General features: G+C 74.2%; 1 protein-coding gene. It reads right to left on the bottom strand.

The features are described 5' to 3' along the window. Position 1: 1 nt before the first annotated feature. A complete protein-coding gene (fkbB, locus tag PS467_RS39445; protein WP_432280695.1) occupies positions 2–22,534 on the bottom strand; it encodes a tacrolimus type I polyketide synthase FkbB in 22,533 nt (7,510 codons plus the stop codon).

Genomic DNA, 22,534 nt, shown 5'->3' with positions numbered 1-22,534 from the left:
CTCATCCCTTCAGCACGTGCGCGATGAGCGCGTCTGCGTCCATGTCGTCGAACAGTTCGTCGTCCGGCTCCGCGGTCGGGGTGCTCGCGGGTGGCTGTGCCGGTGGTTCGCCGCCGTCCGGGGTCCCGTTGTCGTCCGGGGCCAGGAGGGTCAGCAGATGACGGGTGAGCGCGCCGGCGGCGGGATAGTCGAAGACGAGCGTGGCCGGCAGCGGAATACCGAGGGCCTCGGAGAGCCGGTTGCGCAGGCCGAGCGCGGTGAGCGAGTCGACCCCGAGGTCCTTGAACGCCGTGGTGGCCGTGACCGCCGCCGCGTCGGTGTGGCCCAGCAGGGTGGCCGCGGTGTCGCGGACGACGCCGAGCAGCACCTGTTCCCGTTCCTTGTGGGGCAGGTCCGGCAGGCGTTCCAGCAGGGAGCCGCCGTCGGTCGCGGAGCGCCGGGTGGGGCGCTGGGTCGGTCGCCACAGCGGTGACGGGTCGCCGGGCCCGGGTGGGGCGGTCGCCACCACCACGGCTTCCCCGGTGGCGCACGCGGCGTCGAGGAGGTCGGTCAGCCGGTCCGCCGCGGCGGTGAACGCCACGGCCGGCAGGCCTTGTGCCCGGCGCAGGTCGGCCAGGGCCTGGAGCGGTCCGGCCGCCTCGCCGGACGGAACGGCGAGAACGAACGCGGTCAGGTCGAGGTCGCGGGTCAGGCGGTGCAGTTCCCAGGCCGACTCGGCGGTGCCGTCCGCGTGGACGACCGCGGTCACCGGGGTTTCCGGCACTGTGCCCGGCTCGTACCGGATCACTTCGGCGCCGTGTCCGCCGAGGTGTCCGGCGAGTTCCTCCGAACCGCCCACGAGGAGGACGGTGTCGCCGTACGAGGCCGCGGCCGTGGTGGGCGGGGCGGGGACGAGGCGGGGCGCTTCGAGGCGCCCGTCGGCCAGGCGCAGGTGCGGTTCGTCGAGGCGGGAGAGGGCGGCGGCGCGGCGGGGGGTGACCGTGTCGGTGGTCTCCACGAGCACGAGCCGGCCCGGTTCCGCGGTGTCGAGCAGTGCGGCGACGGCGCCGGCGACGGGACCGGCCTCGGCGGACACCACCAGCGTCGCGCCGTCGGTCCTCGGGTCGTCCAGTGCGGTACGGACCTCGTCGGGACCGGATGCCGGGACGACGATGACGTCGGGCGTGGCGTCGTCGCCGAGGTCGGTGTACCGGCGGGCCGTGGTGCTGGGTGCCGCGGGGGCCCGGACGCCGGTCCAGGTGCGCCGGAACAGCCGCACGTCCCCGTCGAGGCCCGTCGTGGCGGGGGGCCGGGTGATGAGCGAGCCGATCTGAGCCACCGGCCGTCCCAGCTCGTCGGCGAGGTGCACGCGGGCGCCGCCCTCGCCCTCGCCGTGGACGAAGGTGACGCGCAGTTTCGTGGCGCCGCTGGTGTGGACACGGACGCCGGTGAACGCGAACGGCAACCGTACCCCCGCGTTCTCGGCGGCCGCGCCGATGCTGCCCGCTTGCAGCGCGGTGACGAGCAGCGCCGGGTGCAGTGTGTAGCGGGCGGCGTCCCTGGCGAGGGCGCCGTCGAGGGCGACTTCGGCGCAGACGGTGTCTCCGTGGCTCCACGCGGCGGACATGCCGCGGAACTCGGGGCCGAACTCGTATCCCGCGTCGTCGAGTCGCTGGTAGAAGGCCGCGACGTCGACCGGTTCCGCGTGCTCGGGCGGCCAGGGCCCCGGCGTGGTGGCCGGTTCGGTGGTGGCGATGCCGGCGAAGCCGGAGGCGTGGCGGGTCCACGTCCGGTCGCCATCCGTCCGGGCGTGGACGCGCACGGCACGGCGTCCGGTGCCGTCGGGCGCGGCGACGGTCACGCGCACCTGGACGGCGCCGGTGGCGGGCAGGACCAGCGGTGTCTCGACGACCAGTTCGTCGAGCAGGTCGCAGCCTGCCTCGTCGGCGCCGCGTCCGGCCAGTTCCAGGAAGGCGGGTCCGGGCAGCAGTACGGCGCCGTCGACGGAGTGGCCGGCCAGCCATGGGTGGGTGGCCAGCGAGAACCGGCCGGTGAGCAGCACTTCGTCGGAGTCGGGGAGCGCCACCGACGCGGCGAGCAGCGGGTGGTCGACGGCGTCGAGTCCGAGGCCGGAAGCGTCCGTGCCGACCGCGGTCTCGATCCAGTAGCGCTCATGGTGGAAGGCGTACGTGGGCAGGTCGTGTGCCGTCACCGTCGCGGGGACGACCGCCGCCCAGTCGACGGACACGCCGGTCGTGTGCGCCTCGGCCAGCGCGGTGAGCAGCCGGTGGACTCCCCCGCCGCGGCGGAGCGTGGCGACGGTCGCGCCGTCGATCGCGGGCAGCAGCACGGGGTGCGCGCTGACCTCGACGAACACGGTGTCACCCGGCTCGCGGGCAGCGGTCACGGCCGTGGCGAAGCCCACGGGGTGGCGCATGTTGCGGAACCAGTACTCGTCGTCGAGCGGCGCGTCGATCCAGCGTTCGTCGGCGGTGGAGAACCACGGGATCTCGGGCGTGCGCGAGGTGGTGTCCGCGACGATCCGCTGAAGTTCGTCGTACAGCGGGTCGACGAACGGGGTGTGGGTCGGGCAGTCGACGGCGATGCGGCGCACCCAGACGCCGCGGGCCTCGTAGTCGGCGATCAGCGTTTCGACGGCGTCCGGGCGCCCGGCGACGGTCGTGGTGGTGGCGCCGTTGCGGCCCGCGACCCAGACGCCGTCGATCCGGGCGGCATCCGCCTCGACGTCGGCGGCCGGGAGCGCGACCGAGCCCATCGCGCCGCGTCCGGCGAGTTCGCGCAGGAGCAGGGCGCTGCGCAGCGCGACGAGGCGGGCACCGTCCTCCAGGGTGAGCGCTCCGGCGACACAGGCTGCGGCGATCTCGCCCTGGGAGTGTCCGATGACGGCGTCCGGGCGTACGCCCGCGGCCTCCCACACGGCGGCCAGCGACACCATGACGGCCCAGCAGACGGGGTGCACGACGTCGACGCGGCGGGTCACCTCCGGGTCGTCGAGCATGGCGATGGGGTCCCAGCCCGTGTGCGGGATCAGCGCGTCGGCGCATTGGCGCATCCTGGCGGCGAACACCGGGGAGGCCGCCATCAGTTCGACGCCCATGCCGCGCCACTGCGGTCCTTGTCCGGGGAAGACGAAGACGGTGCGCGGCTCGGTGAGCGCCGTGCCGGTGACGACGTCGTCGTCGAGCAGCACGGCGCGGTGCGGGAACGTCGTACGCCTGGCGAGCAGGCCCGCGGCGATGGCGCGCGGGTCGTGGCCGGGACGGGCGGCGAGGTGCTCGCGGAGTCGGCGGACCTGGCCGTCGAGGGCCGTGGCGGTCCGCGCCGAGACGGGCAGTGGTGTGAGCGGCGTGGCGATCAGCGGCTCACCGGGCTTCGCGGCCGGCGGCTCCCCGGCCGGGTGGGCTTCCAGCAGGACGTGGGCGTTGGTGCCGCTGACGCCGAAGGAGGACACACCGGCGCGCCGCGGGCGGTCGGTTTCGGGCCAGGGCCGGGCGTCGGTGAGGAGTTCGACGGCTCCGGCCGTCCAGTCGACGTGCGAGGACGGCGTGTCCACGTGCAGAGTGCGGGGCAGGGTGCCGTGCCGCATGGCGAGAACCATCTTGATGACACCGGCGACACCCGCGGCGGCCTGGGTGTGGCCGATGTTGGACTTCAGCGAGCCCAGCAGCACCGGGGTGTCGCGCCCCTGCCCGTAGGTGGCCAGCACCGCCTGTGCCTCGATGGGGTCGCCCAGCCTGGTGCCGGTGCCGTGGGCCTCGACGGCGTCCACGTCCGCCGGGGTGAGCCCGGCGTTGGCCAGGGCCTGCCGGATCACCCGTTCCTGCGAGGGCCCGTTCGGCGCCGACAACCCGTTGGAAGCACCGTCCTGGTTGACCGCCGAACCACGCACGACCGCCAGCACATTGTGGCCGTTGCGCTCGGCGTCGGAGAGCCTCTCGACGATCAGCACACCGGACCCCTCCGCGAAACCCGTGCCGTCAGCCGCATCCGCGAACGCCTTGCAGCGCGCGTCGGGCGCGAGACCCCGCTGCTGGGAGAACTCGACGAAGCCGGACGGCGATGCCATCACCGTGACGCCGCCGACCACGGCGAGCGAGCACTCCCCCGAGCGCAGCGACTGCCCGGCCTGGTGCAGCGCCACCAGCGACGACGAACACGCCGTGTCGACCGTGACCGCCGGACCCTCCAGACCGTAGAAGTACGACAGCCGACCGGACAGCACACTGGTCTGGGTGCCGGTCGCGCCGAAACCGCCCAGGTCGGTGCCGAGCCCGTACCCGTCGGAGAAGGCGCCCATGAACACGCCGGTGTCGCTTCCGCGCAGCGACTCCGGGAGGATCCCGGCGTGTTCCAGCGCCTCCCACGACGTCTCCAGCACCAGACGCTGCTGCGGGTCCATCGCCAGCGCCTCACGCGGACTGATCCCGAAGAACGCCGCGTCGAAGTCCGCCACCCCGGCGAGGAAGCCACCATGACGCACGGTCGACGTACCCGGATGATCCGGATCGGGATCGTACAGCCCGTCCACGTCCCAACCACGGTCCGTCGGAAACGCCGTGATCCCGTCACCACCCGACTCCAGCAGCCGCCACAGGTCCTCCGGCGACGCGACCCCACCCGGCAGCCGGCAGGCCATCCCCACGATCGCCAACGGCTCGTCCTGCCGGACGGCCGCGGTCGTGGTGCGGGTCGGCGATCCGGTCCGGCCGGACAGCGCCGCGGTGAGCTTCGCCGCGACGGCGCGCGGCGTCGGGAAGTCGAAGACCGCGGTGGCGGGCAGCCGTACGCCCGTCGCTTCGGTGAAGGCGTTGCGCAGCCGGATCGCCATGAGCGAGTCGACGCCGAGTTCCTTGAACGTGGCGGTCGCCTCGACCCGTGCGGCACCGTCGTGGCCGAGTACGGCCGCGGTGCACTGCCGGACGACGGCGAGCACGTCCTTTTCGGCGTCCGCGGCGGAGAGCCGCGCGATCCGGCCGGCGAGGGTGGTGGCGCCGGCCGCCCGGCGCCGCGGCTCCCGGCGCGGTGCGCGCAGCAGAGGCGAGCTGCCGAGGCCGGCCGGGTCGGCGGCGACCAGCGCCGGGTCCGAGGACCGCAACGCCGCGTCGAACAGCGTCAGTCCGCCTTCGGCGGTCAGCGCCGTCACGCCGTCGCGGCGCATGCGGGCGCCGGTGCCGGCCGTCAGCCCGCTCTCCGGTTCCCACAGGCCCCAGGCCACGGACAACGCGGGCAGTCCGGCTGCCCGGCGCTGTTCGGCCAGCGCGTCGAGGAACGCGTTCGCGGCCGCGTAGTTGCCCTGTCCGGGGCTGCCGAGCACACCGGCGGCCGACGAGTAGAGGACGAACGCCGCCAGTTCCGTGTCCCGGGTGAGTTCGTGCAGGTGCCACGCGGCGTCCACCTTCGGGCGCAGCACCGTGTCGAGCCGGTCGGGGGTGAGCGCGGTGAGGACGCCGTCGTCGAGGACGGCCGCGGTGTGCACGACGGCCGTGAGCGGGTGCGCCGGGTCGATTCCCGCCAGTACGGAGGCGAGTTCGTCCCGGTCGGCGACATCGCAGGCGACCGCCGTGACCTCGGCGCCGGGCACGTCGCTCGCCGTGCCGCTGCGCGACAGCATCAGCAGCCGGCGCACGCCGTGGCGTTCGACGAGGTGGCGGCTGATGATGCCGGCCAGCGTCCCGGAGCCACCGGTGACGAGCACGGTGCCGTCCGGGTCGAGCGCCGGAGCGTCACCCGCCGGGACCGCCGGGGCCAGACGGCGGGCGTACACCTGACCGTCACGCAGCACCACCTGGGGCTCATCGAGCGCGGTGGCCGCCGCGAGCAGCGACTCGGCGGTGTCAGGGGCGGCGTCGACGAGGACGATCCGGCCGGGGTGTTCGGCCTGCGCGGTCCGCACCAGTCCGGCGGCCGCGGCCGACGCGAGACCGGGCCCGGTGTGGACGGCCAGGACCGCGTCGGCGTACCGGTCGTCGGTGAGGAAGCGCTGTACGGCGGTCAGGACGCCGGCGCCCAGTTCGCGGGTGTCGTCGAGCGGGGCACCGCCGCCGCCGTGCGCGGGGAGGATCACCACGTCCGGGACCGTCGGGTCGTCGAGGCGGCCGGTCGTCGCGGTCGTGGGCGGCAGCTCCGGGAGCTCGGCCAGCACCGGGCGCAGCAGGCCCGGAACGGCTCCCGTGATCGTCAGGGGGCGCCTGCGCACGGCGCCGATGGTGGCGACGGGCCCGCCGGTCTCGTCCGCGAGGTGCACGCCGTCGGCGGTGACGGCGACGCGTACCGCCGTGGCGCCGGTGGCGTGGACGCGGACGTCGTCGAACGCGTACGGAAGGTGGTCCCCTTCCGCGGCGAGGCGGAGTGCGGCGCCGAGCAGCGCCGGGTGCAGGCCGTACCGTCCGGCGTCGGCGAGCTGTCCGTCGGCGAGGGCCACTTCCGCCCAGACGGCGTCGTCGTCGGCCCAGACGGCGCGCGGGCGGGGCAGCGCGGGCCCGTCCGTGTACCCGGCTCGGGCCAGACGGTCGGCGATGTCGTCGGGGTCCACCGGCCGGGCCGTGGCGGGCGGCCACGTCGACGGCATCTCCCGCACGGCCGGGGCCGTCCGCGGGTCGTGGGCGAGGATTCCGTGCGCGTGCTCGGTCCACTCCCCCGCCGCGTGCCGCGTGTGCACGGTGACCGCGCGGCGGCCGTCCGCCCCGGGCGCGCTCACCGTGACGGAGAGCGCGAGCGCACCGGACCGCGGCAGCGTGAGGGGGGTGTCCACGGTGAACGTGTCGAGGGCGCCGCAGCCGGCTTCGTCGCCCGCCCGGATCGCCAGGTCCAGAAGGGCCGCGGCGGGCAGCACCGCGATGCCGTGCAGGGAGTGCGCCAGCGGATCGGCGGCGTCGACCCGGCCGGTGAGCACCAGGTCGCCGCTGCCGGGCAGGGTGACCGCCGCGGTCAGCACCGGGTGCGCGACCGGCGTCTGTCCGGCCGGGGCCGCGTCGCCCGCGGTCTGGGTGCCGAGCCAGTAGCGGACCCGCTCGAACGGGTACGTCGGCGGGTGCGAGGCGCGCGCCGGCGCGGGGTCGATGACCTTCGGCCAGTCGACCGTGACGCCGTCGGTGTGCAGCCGGGCGAGCGCGGTCAGGGCGGACCGCGGTTCGTCGTCGGCGTGCAGCATCGGGATGCCGTCGACGAGCCGGGCCAGGCTCCGGTCCGGGCCGATCTCCAGGAGCACCGCCCCGTCGTGCGCGGCGACCTGTTCCCCGAACCGGACGGTGTCGCGGACCTGTCGTACCCAGTACTCGGGCGTGGTGCAGGCGGCGCCCGCGGCCATCGGGATCCTCGGCTCGTGGTACGTCAGGCCCTCCGCGACCTTGCGGAACTCCTCGAGCATCGGCTCCATCCGCGCCGAGTGGAACGCGTGGCTGGTCCGCAGGCGGGTGAAGCGGCCGAGCCGGGCCGCGACGTCGAGCACCGCCTCCTCGTCACCGGAGAGCACGACCGACGCGGGCCCGTTGACCGCGGCGATCTCCACGCCGTCCCGCAGCAGCGGCAGCGCGTCCCGTTCCGACGCGATCACGGCGGCCATCGCCCCGCCGGGCGGCAGCGCCTGCATCAGGCGGGCCCGTGCGGACACCAGCCTGCACGCGTCCTCCAGGGACCAGACGCCGGCGACGTACGCGGCGGCCAGCTCGCCGATCGAATGGCCCACGAGGGCGTCCGGGCGTACGCCCCACGCCTCGAGCTGTGCGCCGAGTGCGACCTGGAGCGCGAACACCGCGGGCTGGGCGTACCCGGTGTCGTGGAGGTCGAGCCCGGCGGGCACGTCGAGGGCGTCCAGCACCTCGCGGCGGGTGCGGGCGAAGACGTCGTAGGCGGCGGCCAGTCCGTCGCCCATGCCGGGGCGTTGTGAGCCCTGTCCGGAGAAGAGCCACACGAGGCGGCGGTCCGGTTCTGCGGTGCCGGTGACCGTGTCGGTGCCGATCAGCGCGGCCCGGTGCGGGAAGGCCGTGCGGGCGAGCAGGGCCGCGGCCACCGCGCGCTCGTCCTCCTCGCCGGTGGCGAGGTGGGCGCGCAGGCGGTGTACCTGTGCGTCGAGTGCCTGCGGGGTGCGTGCCGAGAGCAGCAGGGGCAGCGGTCCGGTGTCGGGTGCGGTGTCGGGTTCGGGGGCCGGTCGGGGGTGGCTTTCGAGGATGATGTGGGCGTTGGTGCCGCTGACGCCGAAGGAGGACACACCGGCGCGCCGTGGCCGGTCGGTTTCGGGCCAGGGCCGGGCGTCGGTGAGGAGTTCGACGGCTCCGGCCGTCCAGTCGACGTGCGAGGACGGCGTGTCCACGTGCAGGGTGCGCGGCAGGGTGCCGTGCCGCATGGCGAGGACCATCTTGATGACACCGGCGACGCCCGCGGCGGCCTGGGTGTGGCCGATGTTGGACTTCAGCGAGCCCAGCAGCACCGGGGTATCGCGATGCTGCCCGTAGGTGGCCAGCACCGCCTGTGCCTCGATGGGATCGCCCAGCCTGGTCCCGGTGCCATGGGCCTCGACAGCGTCCACATCCGCAGGAGTGAGCCCGGCGTTGGCCAGGGCCTGCCGGATCACCCGCTCCTGCGACGGCCCGTTCGGCGCCGACAACCCGTTGGAAGCACCGTCCTGGTTGACCGCCGAACCCCGGACGACCGCCAGCACATTGTGGCCGTGCCGCTCGGCGTCGGAGAGCCTCTCGACGATCAGCACACCGGACCCCTCGGCGAAACCGGTGCCGTCAGCCGCATCCGCGAACGCCTTGCAGCGGCCGTCCGGGGAGAGGCCCCGCTGCTGGGAGAAGTCCACGAAGCCGGACGGCGAGGCCATCACCGTGACGCCGCCGACCAGGGCGAGCGAGCACTCCCCCGAGCGCAGCGACTGCCCGGCCTGATGCAGCGCCACCAGCGACGACGAACACGCCGTGTCGACCGTGACCGCCGGACCCTCCAGACCGTAGAAGTACGACAGCCGACCGGACAGCACACTGGTCTGGGTGCCGGTCGCGCCGAAACCGCCGCGGTCGGCTCCAGTGCCGTACCCGTAGAAGTAGCCGCCCATGAACACGCCGGTGTCGCTTCCGCGCAGCGACTCCGGGAGGATCCCGGCGTGTTCCAGCGCCTCCCACGACGTCTCCAGCACCAGACGCTGCTGCGGGTCCATCGCCAGCGCCTCACGCGGACTGATCCCGAAGAACGCCGCGTCGAAGTCCGCCACCCCGGCGAGGAAGCCACCATGGCGCACGGTCGACGTACCCGGATGATCCGGATCGGGATCGTACAGCCCGTCCACGTCCCAACCACGGTCCGTCGGAAACGCCGTGATCCCGTCACCACCCGACTCCAGCAACCGCCACAGGTCCTCCGGCGACGCGACCCCACCGGGCAGCCGGCAGGCCATCCCCACGATCGCCAACGGCTCGTCCTGCCGCACGGCCGCGGTCGGTGTACGCCGCCGGGTGGTGGCCCGCGCGCCGGCCAGTTCGTCCAGGTGGGCGGCGAGCGCCTGCGCCGTGGGGTGGTCGAAGACGAGCGTGGCGGGCAGTGTCAGGCCCGTCGCGTCGGCCAGCCGGTTGCGCAGCTCGACGCCGGTCAGCGAGTCGAAGCCCACTTCCCTGAACGCGCGCGCGGGTGCGATGGCGTGGGCGTCGCGGTGGCCGAGCACCGCGGCAGCGCTGGTACGGACGAGGTCGAGCATGTCGCGCGCGGCCGGAGGTGCGGACGTGCGCCGGACGGCCGGCACGAGGGTGCGCAGGACCGGCGGGACCCGGTCGGACGCGGCGACGGCGGCGAGGTCGAGCCGGATCGGCACGAGCGCGGGCCGGTCGGTGTGCAGGGCCGCGTCGAACAGGGCGAGCCCCTGTACGGCCGTCATCGGGGTCATGCCGTTGCGGGCGATGCGGGCCAGGTCGGTGGCGGTCAGCCGCCCGCCCATCCCGTCCGCCGCGTCCCACAGTCCCCAGGCGAGCGAGACGGCGGGCAGCCCCTGGTGGCGCCGGTGGCGGGCGAGCGCGTCGAGGAACGCGTTGCCGGTCGCGTAGTTCGCCTGGCCCGCGCCGCCGAACGTGGCGGATATGGACGAGTACAGGACGAACGCGGCGAGGTCGAGATCGCGCGTCAGCTCGTGCAGGTGCCAGGCGACATCCGCCTTGACCCGCAGCACGGCGTCCCACTGCTCCGGCCGCATGGTCGTCACGGCCGCGTCGTCGACGATCCCGGCCATGTGCACGACGGCGCGCAGCCGCTGGGCGACGTCGGCGACGACGGCGGCCAGCTCGCCGCGGTCGACGACGTCGGCGGCCACGTACCGCACGCGGTCGTCCTCCGGTGTGTCGCCGGGCCGGCCGTTGCGGGACACCACGACGACCTCGGCGGCCTCGTGCACGGTGAGCAGGTGGTCCACGAGGAGGCGGCCGAGCCCGCCGGTGCCGCCGGTGACGAGGACGGTCCCGCCGGTCAGCGGGGAGGTTCCGGTGGCCGCGGCGACACGGCGCAGACGGGCCGCACGCGCTGTGCCGTCGGCGACCCGGACGTGCGGCTCGTCGCCGGCGGCGAGCCCGGCCGCTATGGCGGCGGGCGTGATCTCGTCCGCTTCGATCAGGGCGACGCGGCCGGGATGCTCCGTCTCCGCCGTCCGGACCAGGCCGCCGAGAGCTTCCTGCGCGGGATCGCCGGTACGGGTGGCCACGATGAGCCGGGATCGCGCCCAGCCCGGCTCGGCGAGCCAGGTCTGCACGGTGGTGAGCAGGTCGCGGCCCAGCTCCCGGGTCCGGGCGCCGGGCGAGGTGCCCGGGTCGCCGGGTTCCACGGCCAGGACCACGACCGGGGGGTGGTCGCCGTCGGGCACGTCGGCGAGGTACGTCCAGTCGGGGACGGCTGACGCGGGCACGGGCACCCAGGCGATCTCGAACAGCGCCTCGGCATCGGGGTCGGCGGCCCGCACGGTCAGGCTGTCGACGTCGAGGACCGGTGAGCCGTGCTCGTCCGTGGCAACGATGCGGACCATGTCGGGGCCGACGCGTTCCAGCAGCACACGCAGCGCGGTCGCGGCGCGCGCGTGGATCCGCACGCCGGACCAGGAGAACGCCAGCCGGCGCCGCTCCGGGTCCGTGAAGATCGTCCCGAGCGCGTGCAGGGCCGCGTCGAGCAGCACGGGGTGCAGCCCGTACCGGGCGTCGGTGAGCTGTTCGGCGAGGCGGACCGACGCGTAGGCGCGGCCCTCCCCCGTCCACATCGCGGTCATGGCCCGGAACGCGGGCCCGTACGAGAGCGGCAGCGCGTCGTAGAAGCCGGTCAGGTCGGCCGGGTCGGCGTCGGCGGGCGGCCAGTCCACGGGCTCCGCCGGACCGCCGGTGTCCACGCTCAGCGCTCCGGTCGCACTGAGCGCCCAGGGGCCCGTGCCGGTACGGCTGTGCAGACTCACCGACCGCCGTCCGGACACCTCGGTTCCGACGGTGGCCTGGATCTCCGTGTCGCCGTCGCCGTCGACCACCACCGGCGCGACGATCGTCAGCTCCGCGATCTCCGGCGTGCCGAGCCGGGCCCCCGCTGCGGCGAGCAGTTCCACGAGCGCCGAGCCGGGCACGATGACCCGGCCGTCCACCTCGTGGTCGGCGAGCCAGGGCTGACGGCGTACCGAGAACACCGCGGTGGCCAGCGCGCCCTCGCCGTCGGCGAGGTCGACCAACGAGCCGAGCAGCGGGTGGCCGGACGTTCCCGCCGGTTCCGCGTCGATCCAGTAGCGGTCACGGCGGAACGGGTACGTGGGCAGCGGCACCACCCGACGCGTCGCGAACGACCAGGTGACGGGCACGCCCCGGACCCAGAGCGCGGCGAGCGACCGAGTGAAGCGGTCCAGGCCGCCCTCGCCTCGCCGCAGTGTGCCGGTGACGACCGTATGCGCATGCCCGGCGAGCGTGTCCTCCAGTGCGGTGGTGAGCACGGGGTGCGCGCTGACCTCGACGAACGCGCGGTATCCGCGGTCCGCCAGGTGGCCGGTCGCGGCAGCGAACCGAACGGTGCGGCGCAGGTTGTCGTACCAGTAGGCGGCGTCCGCGGGCCGGTCCAGCCACGCCTCGTCCACGGTGGAGAAGAACGGGACGTCCGGCGTGCGCGGGGTGATGCCGGCGAGCGCGTCGAGCAGCGCGCCGCGGATCGTTTCGACATGCGCGGTGTGCGACGCGTAGTCGACGGCGATCCGGCGGGCGCGGGGGGTGGCGGCCAGCAGCTCCTCCACGGCGTCGGCCGCACCGGCGACAACGATCGACGCGGGTCCGTTGACCGCGGCGACCTCCAGGCGCCCGGCCCACACGGCGGCGTCGAAGTCGGCGGGCGGCACCGAGACCATGCCGCCCTGCCCGGCCAGTTCGGTGGCGACGAGTCGGCTGCGCACCGCGACGACCTTCGCGGCGTCGTCCAGGGTGAGCACCCCGGCGACGCAGGCCGCGGCGACTTCGCCCTGGGAGTGGCCGACGACCGCGGCCGGGGCGACCCCGTGCGCACGCCACAGCTCCGCCAGCGCCACCATCACCGCGAACGACGCGGGCTGCACGACATCGACCCGGTCGAACGCGGGCGCTCCGGGCCGCTGGGCGATGACGTCCAGCAGGTCCCATCCGGTGTGCGGGGCGAGCGCCGTGGCGCACTCGCGGAGCCGCCGGGCGAACACGGGCTCGGTGGCGAGCAGTTCGGCACCCATGCCGGCCCACTGGGAGCCCTGCCCGGGGAAGGCGAACACGACACGTGTGTCGGTGACGTCGGCGGTTCCCGTCACGGCCCCCGGCACTTCGGCACCACGGGCGAACGCCTCCGCCTCTCGGGCCGGCACGACCGCCCGGTGGCGCATGGCCGTCCGGGTGGTGGCGAGCGAGTGGCCGACCGCGGCCGCGGCGCCGGTGAGCGGGGCCAGCTGTCCCGCGACGTCCCGCAGTCCCTCCGGGGTCCGGGCCGACATCGGCCAGACCACGTCCTCGGGCACCGGCTCGGCTTCGGGTGCGGGCGCGGGTGCGGGCGCGGCGGGGGGCCCGGCCTCCAGGACGACGTGGGCATTGGTGCCGCTGATGCCGAACGACGAGACACCCGCACGCCGGGCGCGCCCGGTGACCGGCCACGGCTCGCTGCGGTGCAGCAGCCGGATGTCGCCGTCCCAGTCGACGTGCCGGGAAGGCTCGTCGACGTGCAGCGTGCGCGGCAGGACGCCGTGCCGCATCGCCATGACCATCTTGATGACGCCGGCGACGCCGGCCGCGGCCTGGGTGTGGCCGATGTTCGACTTGAGCGAGCCGATCAGCAGCGGATGCACACGTTCGCGCCCGTACGCCACTTGCAGGGCCTGGGCCTCGACGGGGTCGCCGAGACGGGTGCCGGTGCCGTGCGCCTCCACGGCGTCGACGTCGCCCGGCGCCAGGCCGGCGTCGGCGAGCGCACGCTGGATGACGCGCTGCTGCGCGGGCCCGTTCGGGGCGGACAGCCCGTTCGACGCGCCGTCGGAGTTGACCGCGGAGCCACGCACCAGCGCCAGCACGGGGTGGCCGTGGCGAGTGGCGTCGGAGAGCCGCTCCAGCACGAGGACACCGGCGCCCTCGGCGAAGCTGGTGCCGTCCGCGGTGTCCGCGAAGGCCTTGGCACGGCCGTCGGGGGCGAGCCCGCGCTGCCGGGAGAACTCGACGAACCCGGTCGTCGTCGCCATCACCGTGACACCGCCGACCAGGGCGAGCGAGCACTCCCCCGAGCGCAGCGACCGCGCGGCCTGGTGCAGCGCCACCAGCGACGACGAACACGCCGTGTCGACGGTGACCGACGGGCCCTCCAGACCGAAGTAGTAGGAGAGCCGCCCGGAGAGAACGCTGGTCGGCGTGCCGGTCGCCCCGAAACCGCCCAGGTCCACGCCCGCGCCGTAGCCCTGGGTGAACGCGCCCATGAATACGCCGGTGTCGCTGCCGCGGACGCTTTCGGGCAGGATGCCCGCCCGCTCGAACGCCTCCCACGACGCTTCGAGGACCAGACGCTGCTGCGGGTCCATCGCCAGCGCCTCACGCGGGCTGATCCCGAAGAACGCGGCGTCGAAGTCGGCGGCGCCGGTGAGGAAGCCGCCATGGCGCACGGAAACCTTGCCGACCGCGTCGGGGTTCGGGTCGTAGAGCGCGGCGAGGTCCCAGCCGCGATCGGCGGGGAACTCGGTGATCGCGTCCCCGCCGGAGTCGACCAGCCGCCACAGGTCCTCAGGTGACCCCACGCCACCGGGCATCCGGCACGCCATGGCCACGATCGCCAGCGGCTCGTTCCCCGCCACCGTCGGTGCGGGCACTGTCGCCGCCGGAGCGGCAGGGGCCGGCTCACCCCGCCGTTCCTCATCCAGGCGGGCGGCGAGCGCGGCCGGTGTCGGGTGGTCGAAGACGGCCGTCGCGGAGAGCCGTACCCCGGTCGTCTCGGCGAGGCTGTTGCGCAACCGGACACCGCTGAGCGAGTCGATGCCGAGGTCCTTGAACGCCGTCGTGGGCGTGATCTCGGAGGCGTCGGCGTGGCCGAGCACGGCGGCCGTGGCCGCACACACGATGGCCAGCAGGTCACGATCGCGGTCGCGGTCGTCCTCCGCACGGGCGGCGGTGCGGCGCTCGGTCCGCTGGCGGACGGGCTCGGTGGGAATCGCCGCGACCATGAACGGCACGTCCGCGGCGAGGCTCGCGTCGATGAAGTGGGTGCCCTCGGCCTCGGTGAGCGGCCGGAACCCGTCGCGCACCCGCTGCCGCTCGGCGTCGTCGAGTTGTCCGGTGAGGGTGCTGGTGGTGTGCCACATGCCCCAGGCGATGGAGGTGGCGGGTTGGCCGAGGGTGTGGCGGTGGGTGGCGAGGGCGTCGAGGAAGGCGTTGGCGGCGGCGTAGTTTCCTTGTCCGGGGCTGCCGAGGACGGCGGCGGCGCTGGAGTAGAGGACGAAGTGGGTGAGGGGTTGGTTTTGGGTGAGGTGGTGCAGGTGCCAGGCGGCGTTGGCTTTGGGGTGGAGGACGGTGGTGAGGCGGTCGGGGGTGAGGGCGTCGATGATGCCGTCGTCGAGGGTGGCGGCGGTGTGGAAGATGGCGGTGAGGGGTTGGGGGATGTGGGCGAGGGTGGTGGCGAGTTGGTGGGGGTCGCCGACGTCGCAGGGGAGGTGGGTGCCGGGGGTGGTGTCGGGGGGTGGGGTGCGGGAGAGGAGGTAGGTGTGGGGGTGGTTCAGGTGGCGGGCGAGGATGCCGGCGAGGGTGCCGGAGCCGCCGGTGATGATGATGGCGTGTTCGGGGTTGAGGGGGGTGGTGGTGGGTGGGGTGGTGGTGTGGTGGGGGGTGAGGTGGGGGTGGTGGAGGGTGTGGTGGGTGAGGCGGAGGTGGGGGTGGTCGAGGGTGGCGAGTTGGGCCAGGGGGAGGGGGGTGTGGGGGTGGTCGGTTTCGATGAGGCGGATGCGGTGGGGGTGTTCGTTCTGGGCGGTGCGGGTGAGGCCGGTGACGGTGGCGCCGGCGGGGTCGGTGGTGGTGTGGACGATGAGGGTGTGGTCGGTGGTGGTGAGGTGGTGTTGCAGGGCGGTCAGGACGCGGGTGGCGCGGGTGTGGGCGCGGGTGGGTATGTCCTCGGGGTCGTCGGGGTGGGCGGCGGTGATCAGGACATGTCCCTCGGGCAGGTCACCGTCGTAGACCGCCTCGGCGACCGCGAGCCACTCCAACCGGAGCGGGTTCGGCCCCGACGGCGTGTCGGCCCGCTCCCTCAGCACCAGCGAGTCCACCGACACGACAGGACGGCCATCCGGGTCGGCCACGCGCACGGCGACGCCGGCCTCCCCCCGGGTGAGGGCGACACGCACCGCGGCGGCCCCGGTGGCGTTCAGGCGCACGCCCGTCCAGGAGAACGGCAGCTCGATCCCGCCGCCCGCGTCGAGGCGCCCGGCGTGCAGGGCCGCGTCGAGCAGTGCCGGGTGCACACCGAAACCGCCCGCCTCGGCGGCCTGCTCCTCGGCCAGCGCCACCTCGGCATACACGGTGTCACCATCACGCCAGGCAGCCCGCAACCCCTGGAACGCCGACCCGTACTCATAACCGGCATCCCGCAGTTCGTCATAGAACCCCGAGACGTCGACGGCCACGGCCGCGGCCGGAGGCCACTGCGAGGACGGCTCACCGGAAGCGTTGGGGGTGTCGGGGGTGTCGGGGGTCAGGGTGCCGCTGGCGTGCCGGGTCCAGCTGCCGGTGCCCTCGGTACGCGCGTGGACGGTCACCGGCCGCCGTCCGGCCTCATCAGCCCCTTCCACCGTCACCGACACATCCACCGCTGCGGACACCGGCACCACGAGCGGGGTCTCGATGACCAGCTCATCCACCACCCCGCAACCGGTCTCGTCACCGGCCCGGATGACCAGCTCCACAAACGCCGTACCCGGCAGCAGAACCGTGCCCCGCACCGCATGATCAGCCAGCCAGGGATGCGTACGCAACGAGATCCGGCCAGTGAGAACAACACCACCATCATCGTCGGCGGGTAGTGCCGTGACGGCGGCCAGCATCGGATGCGCCGCCCCGGTCAGCCCGGCCGCGGACAGATCGGTGGCACCGGCCGCCTCCAGCCAGTACCGCCTGTGCTCGAACGCGTAGGTGGGCAGATCCAGCAGCCGTCCTGGCACCGGTTCGACCACCGTGCCCCAGTCCACTGCCGCGCCCAGGGTCCACGCCTGCGCCAACGCTGTCAGCCATCGCTCCCAGCCGCCGTCACCGGTGCGCAACGACGCCACCGTGTGGGCCTGTTCCATCGCCGGCAGCAGCACCGGATGGGCACTGCACTCCACGAACACCGACCCATCCAGCTCCGCCACCGCCGCGTCCAGCGCGACGGGGCGACGCAGGTTCCGGTACCAGTAGCCCTCCTCCACCGGCTCCGTCACCCAGGCGCTGTCCACGGTCGACCACCACGCCACCGACGCGGCCTTCCCAGCCACCCCCTCCAGTACCTTGGCCAACTCGTCCTCGATGGCTTCCACGTGAGGCGTGTGGGAGGCGTAGTCGACCGCGATACGGCGCACCCGTACGCCTTCGGCCTCATACCGCGCCACCACTTCCTCCACCGCCGACGGCTCCCCCGCCACCACCGTCGAAGACGGGCCGTTACGCGCCGCGATCCACACGCCCTCGACCAGACCCACTTCACCGGCCGGCAACGCCACCGAAGCCATCGCCCCCCGCCCGGCCAGTCGCGCCGCGATGACCTGACTGCGCAACGCCACCACACGGGCCGCGTCCTCAACGCTGAGGGCTCCGGCCACACACGCCGCCGCGATCTCGCCCTGCGAATGTCCGACCACCGCGTCCGGCACGACCCCATGCGCCTGCCACAGCGCGGCCAGGCTCACCGCGACCGCCCAGCTGGCCGGCTGGACCACCTCCACCCGCTCCGCCGCATCCGGTCGCGACAGCATCTCCCGCACATCCCAGCCGGTGTGCGGCAACAACGCCCGCGCACACTCCTCCATACGAGCCGCGAACACCGCAGAACGGTCCATGAGTTCCACACCCATGCCCACCCACTGAGCACCCTGGCCGGGGAAGACGAACACCGTGCGCGGCTGGTCCACCGCCACACCCGTCACCCGGGCATCGCCCAGCAACACCGCACGGTGACCGAAGACAGCACGCTCACGCACCAACCCCTGCGCGACCGCGGCCACATCCACACCACCCCCGCGCAGATACCCCTCCAGCCGCTCCACCTGCCCCCGCAGACTCACCTCACCACGAGCCGACACCGGCAACGGCACCAACCCGTCACCAACCGACTCCACACGCGACGGCCCGGGAACACCCTCAAGGATCACGTGCGCGTTCGTACCGCTCACCCCGAACGACGACACACCCGCATGCGGTGCCCGATCCGACTCGGGCCACGCCCTCGCCTCGGTGAGCAGTTCCACCGCACCGGCCGACCAGTCCACATGCGACGACGGCTCGTCCACATGCAGCGTCTTCGGCGCGATCCCATGCCGCATCGCCATGACCATCTTGATGACGCCGGCGACACCCGCAGCCGCCTGCGCATGACCGATGTTCGACTTCAACGAACCGAGGTAGAGCGGTGTGTCGCGGTCCTGCCCGTAGGCCGCGAGGACGGCCTGCGCCTCGATCGGGTCGCCCAGCCGCGTGCCGGTGCCGTGCGCCTCCACCACGTCCACATCGGCGGCGCGCAGTCCGGCGTTCACCAACGCCTGCCGGATCACGCGCTGCTGGGCGACGCCGTTGGGGGCGGACAGTCCGTTGGAGGCGCCGTCCTGGTTCACCGCCGAGCCGCGGACGACCGCGAGGACGGTGTGTCCGTTGCGCTCGGCGTCGGAGAGCCGCTCCAGCACGAGAACGCCGACGCCCTCGGCGAAGCCGGTCCCGTCCGCCGCGTCGGCGAACGCCTTGCACCGTCCGTCCGGGGAGAGTCCGCGCTGCCGGGAGAACTCCACGAAGCTCTGCGGTGTCGCCATGACGGTGACACCGCCGGCCAGCGCCAGGGAGCACTCCCCGGCTCGCAGTGCCTGTGCCGCCTGGTGCAGGGCGACCAGCGACGACGAGCACGCCGTGTCGACCGTGACCGCCGGGCCCTGAAGTCCGTACACGTACGAGAGGCGCCCGGACAGGACGCTGGTCTGCGTCGCCGTGACGCCGAGCCCGCCCAGGTCCCGGCCGACGCCGTAGCCCTGGTTGAACGCGCCCATGAACACGCCGGTGTCGCTCTCCCGGAGCCTGCCCGGCACGATGCCGGCGTTCTCGAACGCCTCCCAGGAGGTCTCCAGGATCAGGCGCTGCTGGGGGTCCATCGCCAGCGCCTCGTTCGGACTGATGCCGAAGAACGCGGCGTCGAACCCGGCGCCGGCCAGGAATCCGCCGTGGCGTGTCGTGGAGCGGCCGGCCGCGTCCGGGTCCGGGTCGTACAGCGCGTCGACGTCCCAGCCCCGGTCGGTGGGGAACTCGGTGATCGCCTCGGTACCGGCGGCGACGAGCCGCCACAGGTCCTCCGGCGAGGCGACCCCGCCGGGCAGTCGGCACGCCATGCCGACGATCGCGACGGGGTCGCCGGAGCCGAGGGTCTGGGCGGTCGTGGGTGCCGCTGTCGCGGAGCCGGCGAGGTGGGCGGCGAACGCACGCGGAGTGGGGTGGTCGAAGGCGGTTGACGCGGGCACCCGCAGACCCGTCCGCGCGGCGACGGTGTTGGTGAACTCGACGGTGGTGAGCGAGTCGAGGCCGTTCTCGCGGAAGGTGCGGTCCGGGGAGCAGTGTCCGGCGCCCGGCAGGCCCAGGACGGTGGCGACGCTGTCGCGGACCAGGTCGAGCAGTACGTCCTCCCGGCCCGCACGGGCCGCGGCGAGGCGGTTCGCCCACTCCTGTTCCGTGGCGTCGGGCTCGGCCGGTCCGGTCAGTGCGGTGAGGATCGGGGGCGTGGCGCCCGCCATCGTCGCGGCCCGCGCCCCGGCGGAACCGGTCCGGGCCACGATGTACGAGCCGCCGCCCGCGATGGCCTTCTCGATCAGGTCGCCGGTGAGCGCCGGCCGTTCGATGCCGGGCAGCGCGCGGACGGTGACGGTGGGGAGTCCCTCCGCGGCCCGTGGCCGGGTGTGGGCCTCGGCGCCGGCCGGGCCGTCGAGCAGGACGTGCACGAGCGCGCCGGGGTCCGCGGCTTCCTCGGCGGCGGTGGTCACATGGGTGAGTCCGGTCTCGTCGCGGAGCAGGCCGGCGACGGTGTCGGCGTCCTCCCCGGTGACCAGGACCGGCGCGTCGGGGCCGATCGGGGGCGGCACGGTGAGGACCATCTTGCCGGTGTGCCGGGCGTGGCTCATCCACGCGAACGCGTCCCGCGCACGGCGGATGTCCCACGGCTGCACCGGCAGCGGGCACAGCTCACCGCGGTCGAACAGGTCGAGGAGCATCTCGAGGATCTCCCGCAGGCGCGCGGGGTCCACGTCGGCCAGGTCGAACGGCTGCTGGGCGGCGTGGCGGATGTCGGTCTTGCCCATCTCGACGAACCGGCCGCCCGGCGCGAGCAGGCCGATGGACGCGTCGAGGAGTTCACCGGTGAGCGAGTTGAGCACGACGTCGACCGGCGGGAAGGTGTCGGCGAACGCGGCGCTGCGGGAGTTCGCCACATGGTCGGTGTCGAAGCCGTCGGCGTGCAGCAGGTGTTGTTTGGCGGGACTGGCGGTGGCGTACACCTCGGCGCCGAGGTGGCGGGCGATCCGGGTGGCCGCCATGCCGACACCGCCCGTCGCGGCGTGGACCAGGACCTTCTGGCCGGGGCGCAGCTCGCCCGCGTCGACGAGGCCGTACCAGGCGGTGGCGAACACGATGGGCACGGACGCGGCGATGGGGAACGACCATCCCCGTGGGATCCGTGCGACCAGCCGCCGGTCCGCGACCACGCTGCGCCGGAACGCGTCCTGCACGAGACCGAACACGCGGTCGCCGGGGGCCAGATCGTCGACGCCGGGTCCGACCTCGGTCACGATGCCGGCGGCCTCCCCGCCCATCTCGCCCTCGCCCGGGTAGGTGCCGAGCGCGATCAGCACGTCGCGGAAGTTCAGCCCCGCGGCGCGGACGTCGATGCGGACCTCGCCGGCGGCCAGGGGGCGCGGCGGGACGTCGAGCGGGGCGACGGCGAGGTCGCGGAGCGTTCCGGAGGCGGGCGGGCGCAGCGCCCACTGCGCGGTCGGCAGGGGGGTGGTGTCCGCGCGTACCAGCCGGGGCACGTAGGCCACGCCGGCCCGCAGCGCGATCTGGGGTTCGCCGAGCGAGGCCGCGGCGGGGACGAGGTCGTCATCGCCGTCCGTGTCCACCAGCACGAACGATCCGGGCTCGGCGGCCTGGCGGCGCAGCGCCTCGTCCCAGAGCCGGGCCTGGTCCGCGTCCGGGATCTCGGCCGGGCCGACGCCCACCGCGCGGCGGGTGACGACCGTCTGGCGGGGTGACGGGGTGTCGGGCAAGTCGCGCCGCTCCCAGACCAGTTCGCACAGCGTGGCCTCGCCACTGCCGGTGGCGACCAGACGGGCCGGCAGCCCCGCGAGCCGCGCGCGCTGGACCTTGCCCGACGCGGTGCGGGGGATCGTGGTGACGTGCCAGATCTCGTCGGGCACCTTGAAGTAGGCGAGCCGGCGGCGGCACTCGGCGAGGATCGCCTCGGCGGGGACGCGGGGGCCGTCGGAAACGACGTAGAGCACGGGTATTTCGCCGAGGACGGGGTGCGGGCGGCCCGCCGCGGCGGCGTCCCGGACACCGGCCACCTCCTGGGCGACGGTCTCGATCTCCCGGGGGTGGATGTTCTCCCCGCCGCGGATGATCAGCTCCTTGACCCGGCCGGTGATCGTCACGTGTCCGGTCTCGGCCTGACGTGCGAGGTCCCCGGTGCGGTACCAGCCGTCCACGAGCACCTGGGCGGTCGCCTCCGGCTGGGCGTGGTAGCCGAGCATGAGGCTCGGCCCGCTCGCCCACAGCTCGCCCTCCTGGCCGGGTGCCACGTCGGCGCCGGACACCGGGTCGACGAACCGCAGCGACAGGCCCGGCACGGGCAGCCCGCACGAGCCGGGAACCCGCGCGTCGTCCAGGGTGTTGGCGGTGAGCGAGCCGGTCGTCTCGGTGCAGCCGTACGTGTCGAGCAGGGGCACGCCGAACGTCGCCTCGAAATCCCTGGTGAGCGACGCCGGCGAGGTGGATCCGGCGACCAGCGCCACGCGCAGCGCGCGGGCCCGCGGCTCGCCGGACACGGCGCCGAGGAGGTAGCGGTACATCGTCGGCACGCCGACGAGCACGGTGCTGGAGTGTTCGGCCAGGGCGTCGAGGACGTCGCGCGCGACGAAGCCGCCCAGGATACGGGCGGACGCGCCGACCGTGAGGACGGCGAGCAGGCAGAGGTGGTGGCCGAGGCTGTGGAACAGCGGTGCGGGCCAGAGCAGTTCGTCGTCCTCGGTCAGCCGCCAGGACGGCACGTCGCAGTGCATCGCGGACCACAGGCCGCTGCGCTGTGCGGAAACCACGCCCTTGGGGCGGCCGGTGGTGCCGGAGGTGTAGAGCATCCAGGCGGGTTCGTCCAGGCCGAGGTCGTCGCGGGGCGGGCACGGCGGCTCGGTCCCGGCGAGGTCCTCGTAGGAGACGCAGTCCGGTGCCCGGCGCCCGACGAGCACGACGGTGGCGTCGGTGCCGGTGCGGCGCACCTGGTCGAGGTGGGTTTCGTCGGTGACCAGCACGGTCGCGCCGGAGTCCGTCAGGAAGTGGGCGAGTTCGTCGTCGGCGGCGTCCGGGTTGAGCGGGACGGCGACGGCGGCGGCGCGGGCGGCGGCGAGGTAGACCTCGATGGTCTCGATCCGGTTGCCGAGCAGCATCGCGACCCGGTCGCCGCGGTCGACGCCGGACACGGCGAGGTGTCCGGCGAGCCGGCCGGCCCGGAGCCGGAGTTGCGTGTACGTCACGGCGCGTTGGGAATCCGTGTAGGCGATCCGGTCGCCGCGTCGCTCGGCATGGATGCGGAGCAATTCGTGCAACGGCCGGATTGGTTCCACACGCGCCAT

The sequence above is a fragment of the Streptomyces luomodiensis genome, assembly GCF_031679605.1.
In the GTDB taxonomy this organism is placed as follows: domain Bacteria; phylum Actinomycetota; class Actinomycetes; order Streptomycetales; family Streptomycetaceae; genus Streptomyces; species Streptomyces luomodiensis.
Note: the sequence above shows the minus strand (reverse complement) of the source record. Positions and strands in the feature narration are given on the sequence as shown.

Bases quoted from the DNA above. Each gene is read 5' to 3' on its own strand.
- fkbB (WP_432280695.1), bottom strand. From the start codon at position 22,534: ATGGCGCGTGTGGAACCAATCCGGCCGTTGCACGAATTGCTCCGCATC.